Origin of the sequence: Leisingera methylohalidivorans DSM 14336 (genome assembly GCF_000511355.1) — a bacterium.
GTDB classification, from domain to species: domain Bacteria; phylum Pseudomonadota; class Alphaproteobacteria; order Rhodobacterales; family Rhodobacteraceae; genus Leisingera; species Leisingera methylohalidivorans.
Map to the genome: position 1 here is coordinate 183,163 of NC_023135.1, position 14,992 is coordinate 198,154.

The following is a 14,992-nucleotide window of genomic DNA, read 5'->3' on the forward strand; positions in this document are numbered from 1 at the left end:
CGGCCCTTACCATCTCTCCCTTCCGCACGAATTTGAGGTATCAAAATGAACCAGGAAATCACCAACAACCCGTTCAACCCGCTGACGCCGCCCAAGGTCTTTGATGAAATCAAAGTCTCGCTGGCGTCGCCGGAACGGATCCTGTCGTGGTCCTATGGCGAAATCAAAAAGCCTGAGACCATCAACTATCGGACCTTCAAGCCCGAGCGCGACGGCCTGTTCTGCGCCCGCATCTTCGGCCCGATCAAAGACTACGAATGCCTCTGCGGCAAATACAAGCGGATGAAATACCGCGGCGTCGTCTGCGAAAAATGCGGCGTCGAAGTCACCCTGCAGAAAGTCCGCCGCGAGCGGATGGGCCACATCGAACTGGCCGCACCGGTTGCGCACATCTGGTTCCTGAAGTCGCTGCCGTCCCGCATCGGCCTGATGCTGGACATGACCCTGCGCGATCTGGAACGGGTTCTGTATTTTGAAAACTACGTTGTCATCGAGCCGGGCCTGACCGACCTCTCCTATGGTCAGATGATGACCGAAGAAGAGTATATGGACGCCCAGGATGCCTATGGCATGGACGCCTTCACCGCCAACATCGGCGCCGAAGCGATCCGTGACATGCTGGCCCAGATCGACCTGGAATCGGAAGCCGAAACGCTGCGCGCCGAACTGGCCGAAGCCACCGGCGAACTGAAGCCCAAGAAGATCATCAAGCGTCTGAAAGTCGTGGAATCCTTCCTCGAGTCGGGCAACCGTCCGGAATGGATGATCATGACCGTGATCCCGGTCATCCCGCCGGAACTGCGTCCGCTGGTGCCGCTGGACGGCGGCCGCTTTGCGACCTCCGACCTGAACGACTTGTACCGCCGCGTGATCAACCGGAACAACCGTCTGAAGCGTCTGATCGAACTGCGCGCGCCCGACATCATCGTCCGCAACGAAAAGCGGATGCTGCAGGAGTCCGTTGACGCTCTGTTCGACAACGGCCGCCGCGGCCGCGTCATCACCGGTGCCAACAAGCGTCCGCTGAAGTCGCTCTCCGACATGCTGAAAGGCAAGCAGGGCCGCTTCCGTCAGAACCTTCTGGGTAAGCGCGTCGACTTCTCCGGCCGTTCGGTGATTGTGACCGGTCCCGAGCTGAAGCTGCATCAGTGCGGCCTGCCCAAGAAGATGGCGCTCGAACTGTTCAAGCCCTTCATCTATTCGCGTCTGGAGGCCAAAGGTCTGTCCAGCACCGTGAAACAGGCGAAGAAACTGGTCGAGAAAGAGCGCCCCGAAGTCTGGGACATCCTTGACGAGGTGATCCGCGAACACCCGGTGATGCTGAACCGCGCACCGACGCTGCACCGTCTTGGCATCCAGGCGTTCGAACCCACGCTGATCGAAGGCAAGGCGATCCAGCTGCACCCGCTGGTCTGCTCGGCGTTCAACGCGGACTTCGACGGCGACCAGATGGCTGTGCACGTGCCGCTGAGCCTTGAGGCCCAGCTGGAAGCGCGCGTCCTGATGATGTCGACCAACAACGTTCTGTCGCCGGCCAACGGCGCACCGATCATTGTTCCTTCGCAGGATATGATTCTGGGTCTCTACTATGTGACTCTGGAACGCGAAGGCATGCCGGGCGAAGGCATGGTGTTCGGCTCGATCGAGGAAGTTCAGCACGCGCTGGACGCTGGTGTTGTGCACCTGCACACCAAGATCACTGCCCGGATCACCCAGTTTGACGAGGAAGGCAACGAGGTCAAGTCGCGGTTTGAAACCACGCCGGGCCGTGTCCGTCTGGGCGCGTTGCTGCCGAAAAACGTCAAAGCGCCGTTTGAACTGGTCAACCGCCTGCTGCGGAAGAAAGAAGTGCAGCAGGTCATCGACACCGTCTACCGCTACTGCGGCCAGAAAGAGTCGGTTATCTTCTGTGACCAGATCATGACCATGGGCTTCCGCGAAGCGTTCAAGGCGGGCATTTCGTTCGGCAAGGACGACATGGTGATCCCCGACACCAAATGGACGCTGGTCGACGAGACCCGCGATCAGGTGAAGGACTTTGAACAGCAGTACATGGACGGCCTGATCACCCAGGGCGAAAAGTACAACAAAGTTGTCGATGCCTGGTCCAAGTGTAACGACAAGGTCACCGACGCGATGATGGGCACCATCTCCGCAGACAAGCGCGACGAGGCTGGCGCCGTGATGGAACCGAACTCGGTTTACATGATGGCCCACTCCGGTGCGCGTGGCTCGGTTACCCAGATGAAGCAGCTGGGCGGCATGCGCGGCCTGATGGCCAAGCCGAACGGCGACATCATCGAGACCCCGATCATCTCGAACTTCAAAGAAGGCCTGACCGTTCTCGAGTACTTCAACTCGACCCACGGTGCCCGTAAGGGTTTGTCCGATACCGCGCTTAAGACGGCGAACTCGGGTTACCTGACCCGCCGTCTGGTGGACGTGGCGCAGGACTGCATCGTGCGCGAGAATGATTGCGGCACCGAACGTGCGATCACTGCCGAAGCGGCTGTGAACGACGGTGAAGTTGTCGCCACCCTGGGCGAACGTCTTCTGGGCCGTGTGGCCGCAGACGACATCCTGCGTCCGGGCACCGAGGAAGTCATCATCGCAGCCGGCCAGCTGATCGACGAACGCATGGCGGACGCCGTGGAAGAGGCCGGCGTTCAGTCGACCCGTATCCGCTCGCCGCTGACCTGTGAGTCGGAAGAGGGCGTCTGCGCCATGTGCTACGGCCGTGACCTGGCGCGCGGCACCAAGGTGAACGAAGGCGAAGCGGTGGGTATCATCGCGGCGCAGTCGATCGGTGAACCGGGCACCCAGCTGACCATGCGGACTTTCCACATCGGCGGCGTTGCACAGGGCGGCCAGCAGTCGTTCCTGGAAGCGTCCCAGGAAGGCAAGATCGTCTTCGAGATGCCGCAGACCCTGGAGAACGCCAACGGCGAGACCCTGGTTGTGGGCCGCAACATGAAGCTGATCATCCAGGACGAGCACGGCGAAGAGCGGGCCAGCCACAAGCTGGGCTACGGCTCCAAGCTGTTCGTCAAGGAAGGCCAGAACGTTGCCCGCGGCGACAAGCTGTTCGAATGGGATCCCTATACCCTGCCGATCATCGCCGAGAAGCCGGGTACCGCCAAATACGTGGACCTGGTCTCGGGCCTGGCGGTCCGTGACGAGACCGACGAAGCCACCGGCATGACCCAGAAGATCGTGATCGACTGGCGCACGGCTCCGAAAGGCTCGGATCTGAAACCGGAGATCATCCTGGTCGACAGCAACGGCGAGCCGATGCGCAACGACCTGGGCAATCCGCTGACTTACCCGATGTCGGTGGATGCGATCCTCTCGGTCGAAGACGGCGAGCAGGTTGTGGCCGGCGACGTTGTCGCGCGGATCCCGCGTGAAGGCGCCAAGACCAAGGACATCACCGGTGGTCTGCCTCGCGTTGCGGAACTGTTCGAAGCCCGCCGTCCGAAAGACCACGCGATCATCGCCGAAATCGATGGTTACGTGCGCTTCGGCCGCGACTACAAGAACAAGCGCCGCATCGCGATTGAACCGTCGGACGAGACACGGGACCCCGTCGAATACATGGTGCCCAAGGGCAAGCACATTCCGGTTCAGGAAGGTGATTTTGTCCAGAAGGGCGACTACATCATGGACGGCAACCCGGCGCCGCATGACATCCTGTCCATCATGGGTGTCGAGGCTCTGGCCAACTACATGATCGACGAGGTTCAGGACGTCTACCGCCTGCAGGGTGTGAAGATCAACGACAAGCACATCGAGGTGATCGTCCGCCAGATGCTGCAGAAGTGGGAGATCTCGGACTCCGGCGACACCACGCTGCTCAAAGGCGAACACGTGGACAAGCAGGAGTTTGACCAGGCCAACGAGAAATCGCTGGCCCGCGGCAAGCGTCCGGCGCAGGGCGAACCGATCCTGCTCGGCATCACCAAGGCGTCGCTGCAGACCCGCTCGTTCATCTCGGCGGCCTCCTTCCAGGAGACCACCCGCGTCCTCACCGAGGCTTCGGTGCAGGGCAAGAAGGACAAGCTGGTGGGTCTCAAGGAGAACGTCATCGTGGGCCGTCTGATCCCGGCCGGCACCGGCGGCGCGACCCAGGCGGTGCGCGCCATTGCCCAGGGCCGCGACAACGTGGTTCTGGAAGCCCGCCGCGAAGAAGCCGAAGCCGCTGCAGCCCTGGCCGCACCGGTGATGGACGACGATGCGATGGGCGGCGACGATCTGGATATCCTGGTCGAAACCCCGGAAAGCCGCGACTAAGCCACGGCATATACCTTTAGAAAAAGCCCCCGCATGATTTCATGCGGGGGCTTTTTCATATCCGCAACCGCGGGTATCGTTTGCCGGGTGAGGGATCAGGCCGGATCACACGGCCTGCAGGCAGGGGACAGGGATGGATATCAGGCTGCGGATGATCGGATTGGTGCGGTTTTCCGTACTCAGCACCAATTACTACTCGGACCGGTTCAACAGCCTGGAGGAGAAGGCGGAGCATCTGTTTTCGCCGGAGCGGATGGAACTGCGGTTCCGGCTGTTTGAGCATTTGTGCCTGCGCTCGCTGACACAGCAAAGCGACCCGAGTTTCCGGCTGATCGTTCTGACCTCCGAAGACCTGCCGGATCCCTATCTGGCGCGGCTCTTGGAGCTGACGGAACCCTACAGCAACATCTTCTGCCACGGCGCGGCTCCAGACGTGCACTATCAGCAGCTGAAGGGCGCCTTCAGCCTGGTGAATTTGCGGCGCGCCACCCATCACGTTCTGTTCCGGCTCGACGATGATGATGCTTTGGACCGGAATTTCGTCAAACGCACCAAGGCTTTTGCCCGCGGCATGATTCCGTTGCAGGGGGACGGGCAGACCCCGTTTATCATTGCCCATAACCGCGGCCTGTATCTGGAAAAGACCGCCAATGGCGCAGAGCTCTATGATACCTGCGAGCGCGCGCCGCTCTCCACCGGCCTGTCGCTGGTTGCCCCGGCGGATCACACTTCCAACCCCTATGCGTTCAACCACCGTAAAATCGCGCAGCACTATAATACGTTTTCCGACATTTCGGTGCCCGCGTTCCTGCGGACCATTCACGGCGACAATAAATCTGATCCGGCACAGATCGGGCTGACCCGGAAATGGCGCGAAGATCAGCTCGAAAACGCGCTGAAGGAGCACTTCGGCTATACCGCCGCGCGCCTCAAGGCATTGCTGCCGTAACTTCCGGCCGGGCCGCGGGCGGGTTACCGCGGCTTGAACGCCGCGCGCACCTTGGCTGCCCGCAGACCAAAGACCGCCGCGAATTCAAGCTCCTGCTCGGCGGTCAGGGGCGCGACGTCAACCGCTGCCGCGCCGCCTTGCCGGGAATCGTTGAACTGGTTGTGGCTGCGGACCCACATGGGGGCGTCGGTTATGGTGACAGACGGCATGTGATGGTGAATACGGTGATGGGCAAAGTTCATGATCGTTTTGCGGCTGCCCGCCGCCACATACATGCCGAGGGCCGCCGTGAAATAGGGCCGGACAACCGGCGCAGCTGAAATTCCGTCCGGGCCGAATTCCGCTATGTAGCCGCGGTTGAAATCAATCGCGGCTGCGGCGGATTTGGCAAACAGCTTGGCGCAGTCCTTTGCGGTATCCCGCAGACGCTCGACAAAGTCCGTTGCCACCGCGTCATCATCGTCGAACCTGAACTGCAGGCAGGGCTGGCCCGGTTTTCGCCGCGCACCGTTCAGAAGATCCTTCATCACCTCGCGATGCTTGCGCGGCGGTTCGGCGCAAAGCCGGACTTGCGGCATGTCTGAGATCAGATCGTGCAGCCGGTCGCGGTAGACCTGGGGCAGGCTGTCGCCAATCACCATGATCAGGTCAAAATCCGGATCGGTCTGTTGGCGAAGGCAGGGCAGGGCGACGGTTTCCAGCAGCCGGAACCGCTCCTCCATCCGGGCGTCGGCATAAAGATAGGCCATGCGCTCTTCGATTGTTTCGTGCTCCACCTGAAACCCGCCGATCGCCGGGTAGGAAAACCGGCACAATCCGATGACTTGCATTCTGAAATCCGTCTTATATGAACAGGTTGCCGCAGCGACTATGGCGGCCTGCCTTGCCGCCGGCAAGGGGCTGCAAAGGGCCGGCACTGGAAGGGCAGGCCGCCCGGAACGCAATCTGCCGCCGCAGAGCGCCCAAGGCCGGCGCCGGCCGCTGTTGACAACCTGCGCGACTCCCCATATACGCGCGCTTATCCGGCACCCGGAGTGTATTCTTCGAAAGCCGAATTCAAAATTGCAGTGGCTCAAGGCTTGGGCACTTTTACCACCCGGGCCCTCTGTAACCTCACCGCGTCGTCTCACCTCGGAATGGGAGCGATTGCGGTTTTTGCGCTTGTGGACGCACAAGTGCAGCGAAATCACCCGCACGCGCCGGCGTGCATGACAGTGTTGCAAAACGGGGAATAAACCGGAATGCCAACGATCCAGCAGCTGATCCGCAAGCCGCGTCAGCCGAAAGTTAAACGCTCGAAGTCCATGCACCTGGAACAGTGCCCGCAGAAACGCGGCGTCTGCACCCGTGTGTATACAACCACTCCGAAGAAGCCGAACTCCGCTATGCGGAAAGTTGCGAAGGTCCGCCTGACCAACGGTTTCGAAGTGATCTCCTACATCCCCGGTGAAAGCCACAACCTTCAGGAGCACTCTGTGGTTCTGATCCGCGGCGGCCGTGTAAAAGACCTTCCGGGTGTCCGTTACCACATCCTGCGCGGTGTTCTGGATACCCAGGGCGTTAAAGACCGTAAGCAGCGTCGTTCGAAGTACGGCGCGAAGCGTCCTAAGTAAGAAGGAGAGGCTGATATGTCACGTCGTCACGCCGCTGAAAAACGCGAAGTCCTGCCCGACGCCAAGTTCGGCGACCGCGTTCTGACCAAATTCATGAACAACCTGATGATCGACGGCAAGAAGTCGGTCGCAGAGCGTATTGTCTACAACGCCTTTGACCGCGTTGAGACCAAGATCAAGCGCGCTCCGGTTGAAGTGTTCCACGAAGCTCTCGACAACATCAAACCCTCGGTCGAAGTCCGTTCGCGCCGTGTGGGCGGTGCCACCTACCAGGTGCCGGTTGAAGTCCGTCCCGAGCGCCGTGAAGCGCTGGCAATCCGCTGGCTGATCACTGCTGCGCGCAAGCGCAACGAAAACACCATGGAAGAGCGCCTTGCAGGCGAGCTGATGGACGCCGTCCAGTCCCGTGGTACCGCAGTGAAGAAGCGCGAAGATACTCACAAGATGGCCGAGGCAAACAAAGCCTTCAGCCATTACCGCTGGTAAGCCGGAGGACCTAGACCTATGGCACGCGAATATCCGCTCGAACTATACCGTAACTTCGGTATCATGGCGCACATCGACGCAGGTAAAACCACCTGCTCCGAGCGCATCCTGTTCTACACCGGCAAATCCCACAACATCGGTGAGGTGCACGACGGTGCAGCCACCATGGACTGGATGGAGCAGGAGCAGGAACGCGGTATCACCATCACCTCGGCTGCGACCACCACCTTCTGGGAACGCACCGAAGACGGCGAAACCGCTGACTCGCCCAAGCACCGCCTGAACATCATCGACACCCCCGGTCACGTTGACTTCACCATCGAAGTTGAACGCTCGCTGGCGGTTCTCGACGGTGCAGTCTGTGTTCTGGACGCCAACGCCGGTGTTGAGCCGCAGACCGAAACCGTGTGGCGTCAGGCTGACCGCTACAAGGTTCCGCGCATGGTGTTCGTCAACAAGATGGACAAAATCGGCGCTGACTTCTTCAACTGCGTCAACATGATCGAAGACCGCACCGGCGCCCGCGCGGTTCCGGTTGGTATTCCGATCGGCGCCGAGACCGAGCTGGAAGGCCTGGTTGACCTGGTCAACATGGAAGAATGGCTGTGGCAGGGCGAAGACCTTGGCGCATCGTGGATCAAAGCACCGATCCGCGACAGCCTGAAAGACATGGCTGACGAATGGCGCGCCAAGATGATCGAAGCGGCCGTCGAAATGGACGACGCGGCGATGGAAAACTACCTGATGGATGGCGCAGAGCCTGACGTCGCGACGCTGCGCTCGCTGCTTCGCAAAGGGTGCCTGTCGCTGTCCTTCGTTCCGGTTCTGGGCGGCTCCGCGTTCAAGAACAAAGGCGTTCAGCCGCTTCTCAACGCCGTGATCGACTACCTGCCCAGCCCGCTGGACGTTGTTGATTACATGGGCTTCAAACCCGGTGACGAGACCGAGACCCGTGACATCCCCCGCCGTGCGGACGATGACATGGCGTTCTCCGGCCTGGCGTTCAAAATCATGAACGACCCCTTCGTCGGCTCGCTGACCTTCACCCGCATCTACTCGGGCGTCCTGAACAAGGGCGACACGCTCTTGAACTCGACCAAGGGTAAAAAAGAGCGTGTAGGCCGGATGATGATGATGCACTCGAACAACCGTGAGGAAATCACGGAAGCGTTCGCGGGCGACATCATCGCGCTGGCAGGTCTGAAAGACACCACCACCGGCGACACCCTCTGTGCCGTCAACGATCCGGTAGTTCTGGAAACCATGACCTTCCCGGATCCGGTGATCGAGATCGCGGTTGAGCCCAAGACCAAGGCCGACCAGGAGAAAATGTCCCAGGGTCTGCAGCGTCTTGCTGCCGAAGATCCGTCCTTCCGCGTGGAGACCGACATCGAGTCCGGTCAGACCATCATGAAGGGCATGGGCGAACTTCACCTGGACATCCTGGTTGACCGTCTGAAGCGCGAGTTCAAGGTCGAAGCCAACATCGGCGCGCCGCAGGTGGCCTACCGCGAGACCATCTCCAAAGAGGTCGAGCATTCCTACACCCACAAGAAACAGTCGGGTGGTTCGGGCCAGTTCGCCGAGGTGAAACTGATCATCTCGCCGACAGAGCCGGGCGAAGGCTACTCCTTCGAATCCCGTATCGTCGGCGGTGCGGTTCCGAAGGAATACATCCCGGGCGTCGAAAAAGGCATCAAGTCCGTCATGGACAGCGGCCCGCTGGCCGGCTTCCCCGTGATCGACTTCAAGGTTGCCCTGATCGACGGTAAGTTCCACGATGTGGACTCCTCGGTTCTGGCCTTTGAAATCGCGGCCCGCATGGGCATGCGGGAAGGCATGCGCAAAGCTGGTGCGAAACTGCTCGAGCCGGTGATGAAAGTCGAAGTGATCACCCCGGAAGACTACACCGGCGGTATCATCGGCGATCTGACCTCGCGCCGCGGCCAGGTGTCCGGCCAGGAGAACCGCGGCAACGCAATCGCGATCGACGCGTTTGTGCCGCTGGCGAACATGTTCGGCTACATCAACACGCTGCGTTCGATGAGCTCGGGCCGCGCCCAGTTCACCATGCAGTTCGACCATTACGAACCGGTTCCGCAGAACATCTCGGAAGAGATCCAGGCGAAATTCGCGTAAGCGTCATGAAAATTGAGGGGTTCGCGTCCGCTGCGGGCTCCTCTCGAAACTATAGGAGGCCACCATGGCTAAGGAAAAGTTTGAACGCACAAAACCGCACGTCAACATCGGCACCATCGGCCACGTTGACCACGGCAAAACCACGCTGACCGCAGCAATCACCAAATATTTCGGTGACTTCAAAGCCTACGACCAGATCGACGGCGCACCGGAAGAAAAAGCCCGCGGCATCACCATCTCGACCGCCCACGTCGAGTATGAGACCGACACCCGCCACTACGCCCACGTCGACTGCCCCGGCCACGCTGACTATGTGAAGAACATGATCACCGGCGCGGCGCAGATGGACGGCGCGATCCTGGTTGTGAACGCGGCTGACGGCCCGATGCCGCAGACCCGCGAGCACATCCTGCTGGGCCGCCAGGTCGGCATCCCGCACATGGTTGTCTTCATGAACAAAGTCGACCAGGTCGACGATGAAGAGCTGCTCGAGCTGGTGGAAATGGAAATCCGCGAGCTGCTGTCGTCCTATGACTACCCGGGCGACGATATCCCGATCATCGCCGGTTCGGCTCTGGCCGCAATGGAAGGCAACAAGCCTGAAATCGGCGAAGAGAAGATCAAAGAGCTGATGGCGGCTGTCGACGAATACATCCCGACCCCGGCGCGTGCGGTTGACCAGCCGTTCCTGATGCCGGTTGAAGACGTGTTCTCGATCTCCGGCCGCGGCACCGTTGTGACCGGCCGTGTCGAGCGCGGCGTGATCAACGTTGGCGATTCGATCGAAATCGTCGGTATCCGCGACACCCAGACCACCACCTGCACCGGTGTTGAAATGTTCCGCAAGCTGCTGGACCGCGGTGAAGCCGGCGACAACATCGGCGCCCTGCTGCGCGGCATCGACCGTGACGGCGTTGAGCGCGGCCAGGTTCTGTGCGCACCGAAGTCGGTGAACCCGCACACCAAGTTCGAAGCCGAAGCCTATATCCTGACCAAGGAAGAAGGCGGCCGTCACACGCCGTTCTTTGCGAACTACCGTCCGCAGTTCTACTTCCGCACCACCGACGTGACCGGCACCGTGACCCTTCCCGAGGGTACCGAGATGGTGATGCCGGGCGACAACCTGAAGTTCGACGTTGAACTGATCGCCCCGATCGCGATGGAAAACGGCCTGCGTTTCGCCATCCGCGAAGGCGGCCGCACCGTCGGCGCCGGCGTCGTTTCCAAAATCACTGAATAATGATTTTGGAACCCACGCGGTTCTGAAAAATAGAAAGGGCCTCCTTCGGGAGGCCCTTTTGCATTGCAGCCGCCGCCTCCCTCGCAGGCAAGCGGTGCTCAGGTGGTTTGGGACTGCGGGTATTCGCTGTCCCGCCCCGCCGGGCTGGCGCTTTGGAGGATGCCGTGACAAACTTGGACCGGGGAACTGCATTGCAGGGATAGACCGGCCTGCTCGAGTGTTTCAACGCCACCCCGCGGACAGGCGCCCGCCCTTCTTTGGTATCCTTGACCTGAAGCCAGGACATTCGGGGGCAGGGCGCGCAATCCCCCCCTTTTAACTTTTTCCTTCCAAAGCCTAACAAACCCCAAAACCACCGCTCGCCCCAAACGCAACCGTTTCGGTGCGAAACCCCTTGCCAGACTGCCGCAGCAGGCGTATAGCGCGCAGGTTCGCTCTGTGCGGATAGAGGCGGGGTGATTCCCGCCTTTTGGGTTCGATGAGGGTTCGCGATGGTCGCTGGCCCTCCTCTCAACCTCAACGCCTCAATAAAGGCAGATGTAATGCAAAGCCAAAACATTCGCATTCGGCTGAAGGCATTCGATTACCGCGTTCTGGATGCCAGCACGCAGGAAATCGTCAACACAGCCAAGCGCACCGGCGCTCAGGTTCGTGGCCCGATCCCGATGCCGAACAAGATCGAGAAATTCACTGTTCTGCGTGGCCCCCACGTTGACAAGAAATCGCGCGACCAGTTCGAAATCCGGACCCACAAGCGCCTGCTCGACATCGTTGATCCGACCCCCCAGACCGTGGACGCGCTGATGAAGCTCGACCTCGCCGCTGGTGTGGACGTCGAAATCAAGCTGCAGTCGTAAGATCGGAGGGTAATGAATATGCGCTCTGGTATTATCGCAAAGAAAGTCGGCATGACCCGGCTGTTCCTGGAAGACGGCAAGCAGATCCCTGTGACCGTTCTGTCGCTGGACGGCCTGCAGGTTGTTGCGCAGCGCACCGATGACAAAGACGGCTACACCGCCGTTCAGCTCGGTGCTGGTTCCGCCAAGGCAAAGCGCACGTCGCAAGCCATGCGCGGCCACTTCGCCGCTGCCAAGGTTGCGCCGAAGCGGAAGCTCGTGGAATTCCGTGTGCCCGCAGACGCCCTGATCGAAGTCGGCGCCGAGATTTCGGCCGAACACTTCCTGGCTGGCCAGAAAGTGGACGTCACCGGCACCTCGATCGGTAAAGGTTTCGCCGGTGCCATGAAGCGGCACAACTTCGGCGGCCTGCGTGCGACACACGGTGTGTCGATCTCGCACCGTTCGCACGGCTCCACCGGTCAGTGTCAGGATCCGGGCAAAGTCTTCAAAGGCAAAAAGATGGCCGGCCACATGGGCGCAGCCCGCGTGACCACCCAGAACCTGGAAGTGGTGAAAACCGACGCCGACCGCGGCCTGGTCTTCATCAAGGGCGCCGTTCCCGGCCCGAAATCCGGCTGGGTTACCGTCAAGGACGCCGTGAAGAAGAAAGCCCCCGAGGGTCTGCCTTTCCCGGCCGCTCTGAAAACTGCGGAAGCTCCCGCGGAAGGTGGTGAAGCATGAAACTTGACGTGATCAAACTCGACGGCGGCAAGTCCGGCGACATCGAACTGTCGGAAGACCTGTTCGGCCTGGAGCCGCGTGCGGACATCCTGCACCGTGTGGTCCGCTGGCAGCGCAACAACGCGCAGCAGGGCACCCACAAGGTGAAGACCCGCTCGGAGACCTCCTACTCGACCAAGAAGATCTATCGCCAGAAGGGCACCGGCGGCGCACGCCACGGTGACCGCAACGCGCCGATCTTCCGCAAGGGCGGTATCTACAAGGGCCCGGTTGTCCGTTCGCACGGCCACGAGCTGACCAAGAAGTTCCGCAAGCTGGGCCTGCGCCACGCGCTGTCCGCCAAAGCCAAAGCGGGCGAGCTGGTCATCATCGAGGATGCAGCCTCCGAAGGCAAAACCGCCGCTCTGGCCAAACAGGTGAAGAACCTGGGCTGGAAACGCGCGCTGGTCATCGACGGTTCTTCGGTCAACGAAGACTTCCTGAAAGCGTCGCGCAACATCGAAGGCCTGGATATCCTGCCGACGATGGGTGCAAACGTCTATGACATCCTGAAGCGTGACACCCTGGTGATCACCAAAGCAGGTGTCGAAGCACTGGAGGCTCGCCTGAAATGAGCGCTAAAGCAGAACACTACGATGTGGTCCGCAAGCCGATCATCACCGAGAAAACCACCATGGCGTCCGAAAACGGCGCAGTGGTTTTCGAAGTGGCGATCGACTCGAACAAGCCGATGATCAAAGAAGCCGTCGAGGCTCTCTTTGGCGTCAAGGTGAAAGCGGTCAACACCACCATCACCAAGGGCAAGGTTAAGCGCTTCCGCGGCCAGATGGGCCGCCGGAAAGACGTGAAGAAAGCCTATGTGACCCTGGAAGAGGGCAACACCATCGACGTGTCCACCGGACTCTGAGATTTGCCTCTCTGACAAGTAAAGAAGGCCCCTGCATCCGCAGGGGCCTTTTTCGCGGCCATCGGGACTTTCCCGGTGGAGGGGACGTGGCAACGGCGCTGCCCGGTCCTGTAAACACCCTGCCGCAAGAAACCGCACCTTGGCTGTAAACGGTGCGGCCGGCGGGTGGACCAGGCTATGCCGATGCCGGAACCGGCGCGGGGGCTGTATGCCTTCCCCGTCCCGGATGGCCGCGCGGCGCCGGCTCTGCCCTTACTGCCGGGCGAGCCACTGGTCGATTTCGCGCTCGGCCTCTTGCTTTTCACGCCCGTAGCGCTGCTGGATCTTCCCGGCCAGTTCCTCGCGGCGGCCGTCCATCTGATCCCAATCATCATCGGTGATCTCGCCCCAGGTCTGCTGGGCCGAACCCTTCATCTCTTTCCATTTGCCTTTCACTTGATCCCAATTCATGGCGGTTTCCTTTCCTTGCGGTTTGACAGCCTGATCCGGAAACGTCCGGTGCCGGAAGAGGTTCCCGCCGGAAACCGATTTGGCGGAAGCCCGCCGCCAGCGCGGCGCGGATGCGGTTGGCGGCGCCAGGAATCTGTCCGCACTGTTCCTGCCCCTTTACGCGTCGCTCAAGGCCTGACGGCACTGATGGCTGCGCGCTGCGTGACCGGCGCGGCCGGAAAATTCTCAGCATGATCGGCAACCGGCGTGGAACCGAAATCATACCAGCGCGTTGACTGGCCGAGTACACACGCTCGAGAATTGTAGTAGTTCAGGAGAGAAGGCCATGAAAAAGCTGATGCTTTCTACGGCACTTGTTGCTGTGACATCCATCCCCGCGTTTGCCGAAAGCACCGAGGGCATGTTCCGTGCAGAAGCCGACCCGCAGGAAATCCACGCGTCGGACTTTATCGGCATGCGGGTCTACCGCGCCGATAAGGCTGACGCCGCAGAATATGAAGGCGTGCAGGACAGCTGGGACGACATTGGCGAAATCAATGACGTCATTCTGACCCGCGACGGCTCGGTCGGTGCTGTGCTGGTCGACATTGGCGGTTTCCTTGGCATGGGCGAAAACCAGGTAGCGGTCGAAATGGACTCGATCCGCTTCGTTTCCGATGGCGCGACCGCGGATGACGATTCCGACTTCTTCCTCGTGCTGAACGCACCGCGCGAACGTCTGGAAGAGGCCCCTGCCTATAAGATGCCGGACGAGCGCCCCGCAGCCGCCGCCGAAGCGGAAGCCGAGGTGAATGCTGAAGCGGCGGAGGCAGAAGCGGAGATCACCGAAGAAGCCGCTGAAGCCGCGGAAGCCGTCGAACAGGGCGCCGAGGAAGCCGTGGCTGAAACCAGCGAAACCCTGGCCGAGGCCGGCGAGGCGGTTGACGGCGATGTCATGACCCGGGCGCCGATTGCACGCGACGGCTATGCTGTCGCCGACGAAACCGAACTCACCGCTGAACGTCTGACCGGCACGCCTGCCTATGACGCCAACGACGAATGGATCGGCGAAGTTTCCGAACTTCTGCTGACTGACGACGGCAAGGTTAAATCCGTCGTCGTCGATGTTGGCGGCTTCCTGGGCATCGGCGAAAAGCCGGTTGAGCTCGAAATGCAGAAGATTGACATCCTGCGCGCCGACGACGGTTCCGATCTGCGTGTCTACATCTCCATGACCGAAGACGAGATGAAGTCGCTGCCGGATTACGACAGCTGACAGGCCCGCGCCGAGACCTATGGAGAAACCCGCCATCCGGCGGGTTTCTTTTTGCGCCGGGCAGGCGCCGGGGCCGGATGCCG

13 protein-coding genes are annotated in these 14,992 nt (G+C 60.8%); 11 read left to right on the top strand and 2 right to left on the bottom strand.

Annotated features, from left to right (window positions below; translation table 11 throughout):
* Window positions 1-45 precede the first annotated feature (45 nt).
* Together rpoC and METH_RS00970 are read left to right on the top strand one after the other, a co-directional pair.
* Window positions 46-4,290: a DNA-directed RNA polymerase subunit beta' gene (rpoC, locus tag METH_RS00965; protein ID WP_024088526.1), complete on the top strand. Its 4,245-nt coding sequence runs from the start codon at window positions 46-48 to the stop codon at window positions 4,288-4,290.
* A gap of 133 nt (window positions 4,291-4,423) precedes the next feature.
* Entirely contained in the window at window positions 4,424-5,239 is an 816-nt protein-coding gene (locus tag METH_RS00970) for a glycosyltransferase (protein WP_024088527.1), read from the top strand.
* Window positions 5,240-5,262: 23 nt separating this feature from the next.
* On the opposite strand, the gene METH_RS00975 is transcribed toward METH_RS00970, so the two are convergent.
* Window positions 5,263-6,069 carry a putative rhamnosyl transferase gene (locus METH_RS00975; protein ID WP_024088528.1) on the bottom strand — a complete coding sequence of 269 codons (807 nt, stop codon included), beginning with the start codon at window positions 6,067-6,069 and terminating at the stop codon, window positions 5,263-5,265.
* 411 nt (window positions 6,070-6,480) lie between these two features.
* On the opposite strand from METH_RS00975, the gene rpsL reads away from it, so the two are divergent.
* The 8 genes from rpsL (at window position 6,481) to METH_RS01015 (ending at window position 13,204) form a co-directional block, all read left to right on the top strand.
* Window positions 6,481-6,852: a 30S ribosomal protein S12 gene (rpsL, locus tag METH_RS00980; RefSeq protein ID WP_005621086.1), complete on the top strand. Its 372-nt coding sequence runs from the start codon at window positions 6,481-6,483 to the stop codon at window positions 6,850-6,852.
* Window positions 6,853-6,867: 15 nt separating this feature from the next.
* The gene (rpsG, locus tag METH_RS00985; protein WP_024088529.1) at window positions 6,868-7,338 is read left to right on the top strand and encodes a 30S ribosomal protein S7; all 471 of its coding nucleotides are present in this window, start codon (window positions 6,868-6,870) and stop codon (window positions 7,336-7,338) included.
* A gap of 18 nt (window positions 7,339-7,356) precedes the next feature.
* Window positions 7,357-9,477 carry an elongation factor G gene (fusA, locus tag METH_RS00990; RefSeq protein ID WP_024088530.1) on the top strand — a complete coding sequence of 707 codons (2,121 nt, stop codon included), beginning with the start codon at window positions 7,357-7,359 and terminating at the stop codon, window positions 9,475-9,477.
* A gap of 64 nt (window positions 9,478-9,541) precedes the next feature.
* Complete coding sequence (gene tuf, locus METH_RS00995) at window positions 9,542-10,717, top strand: elongation factor Tu (protein ID WP_024088515.1); 1,176 nt, start codon at window positions 9,542-9,544, stop codon at window positions 10,715-10,717.
* 542 nt (window positions 10,718-11,259) lie between these two features.
* Entirely contained in the window at window positions 11,260-11,574 is a 315-nt protein-coding gene (gene rpsJ / locus METH_RS01000; protein ID WP_019298501.1) for a 30S ribosomal protein S10, read from the top strand.
* Window positions 11,575-11,592: 18 nt separating this feature from the next.
* On the top strand, window positions 11,593-12,297 hold the full coding sequence (gene rplC / locus METH_RS01005; RefSeq protein WP_024088531.1) for a 50S ribosomal protein L3: 705 nt from the start codon (window positions 11,593-11,595) through the stop codon (window positions 12,295-12,297).
* Window positions 12,294-12,911 carry a 50S ribosomal protein L4 gene (rplD, locus tag METH_RS01010; protein ID WP_024088532.1) on the top strand — a complete coding sequence of 206 codons (618 nt, stop codon included), beginning with the start codon at window positions 12,294-12,296 and terminating at the stop codon, window positions 12,909-12,911. The genes rplC and rplD overlap by 4 nt, the downstream gene beginning before the upstream one ends.
* The gene (locus METH_RS01015) at window positions 12,908-13,204 is read left to right on the top strand and encodes a 50S ribosomal protein L23 (RefSeq protein WP_024088533.1); all 297 of its coding nucleotides are present in this window, start codon (window positions 12,908-12,910) and stop codon (window positions 13,202-13,204) included. The genes rplD and METH_RS01015 overlap by 4 nt, the downstream gene beginning before the upstream one ends.
* A gap of 252 nt (window positions 13,205-13,456) precedes the next feature.
* Here the strand turns inward: METH_RS01015 and METH_RS01020 are convergent, their stop codons facing one another.
* On the bottom strand, window positions 13,457-13,654 hold the full coding sequence (locus METH_RS01020; protein WP_024088534.1) for a CsbD family protein: 198 nt from the start codon (window positions 13,652-13,654) through the stop codon (window positions 13,457-13,459).
* 325 nt (window positions 13,655-13,979) lie between these two features.
* On the opposite strand from METH_RS01020, the gene METH_RS01025 reads away from it, so the two are divergent.
* Window positions 13,980-14,909 carry a PRC-barrel domain-containing protein gene (locus METH_RS01025; protein WP_024088536.1) on the top strand — a complete coding sequence of 310 codons (930 nt, stop codon included), beginning with the start codon at window positions 13,980-13,982 and terminating at the stop codon, window positions 14,907-14,909.
* The last annotated feature ends 83 nt before the right edge of the window (window positions 14,910-14,992 follow it).

Bases quoted from the DNA above. Each gene is read 5' to 3' on its own strand.
- rplD (WP_024088532.1), top strand. From the start codon at position 12,294: ATGAAACTTGACGTGATCAAACTCGACGGCGGCAAGTCCGGCGACATC.
- rplC (WP_024088531.1), top strand. From the start codon at position 11,593: ATGCGCTCTGGTATTATCGCAAAGAAAGTCGGCATGACCCGGCTGTTC.
- rpsJ (WP_019298501.1), top strand. From the start codon at position 11,260: ATGCAAAGCCAAAACATTCGCATTCGGCTGAAGGCATTCGATTACCGC.
- rpsG (WP_024088529.1), top strand. From the start codon at position 6,868: ATGTCACGTCGTCACGCCGCTGAAAAACGCGAAGTCCTGCCCGACGCC.
- rpsL (WP_005621086.1), top strand. From the start codon at position 6,481: ATGCCAACGATCCAGCAGCTGATCCGCAAGCCGCGTCAGCCGAAAGTT.
- rpoC (WP_024088526.1), top strand. From the start codon at position 46: ATGAACCAGGAAATCACCAACAACCCGTTCAACCCGCTGACGCCGCCC.
- tuf (WP_024088515.1), top strand. From the start codon at position 9,542: ATGGCTAAGGAAAAGTTTGAACGCACAAAACCGCACGTCAACATCGGC.
- METH_RS01025 (WP_024088536.1), top strand. From the start codon at position 13,980: ATGAAAAAGCTGATGCTTTCTACGGCACTTGTTGCTGTGACATCCATC.
- METH_RS01020 (WP_024088534.1), bottom strand. From the start codon at position 13,654: ATGAATTGGGATCAAGTGAAAGGCAAATGGAAAGAGATGAAGGGTTCG.
- fusA (WP_024088530.1), top strand. From the start codon at position 7,357: ATGGCACGCGAATATCCGCTCGAACTATACCGTAACTTCGGTATCATG.
- METH_RS00975 (WP_024088528.1), bottom strand. From the start codon at position 6,069: ATGCAAGTCATCGGATTGTGCCGGTTTTCCTACCCGGCGATCGGCGGG.
- METH_RS01015 (WP_024088533.1), top strand. From the start codon at position 12,908: ATGAGCGCTAAAGCAGAACACTACGATGTGGTCCGCAAGCCGATCATC.
- METH_RS00970 (WP_024088527.1), top strand. From the start codon at position 4,424: ATGGATATCAGGCTGCGGATGATCGGATTGGTGCGGTTTTCCGTACTC.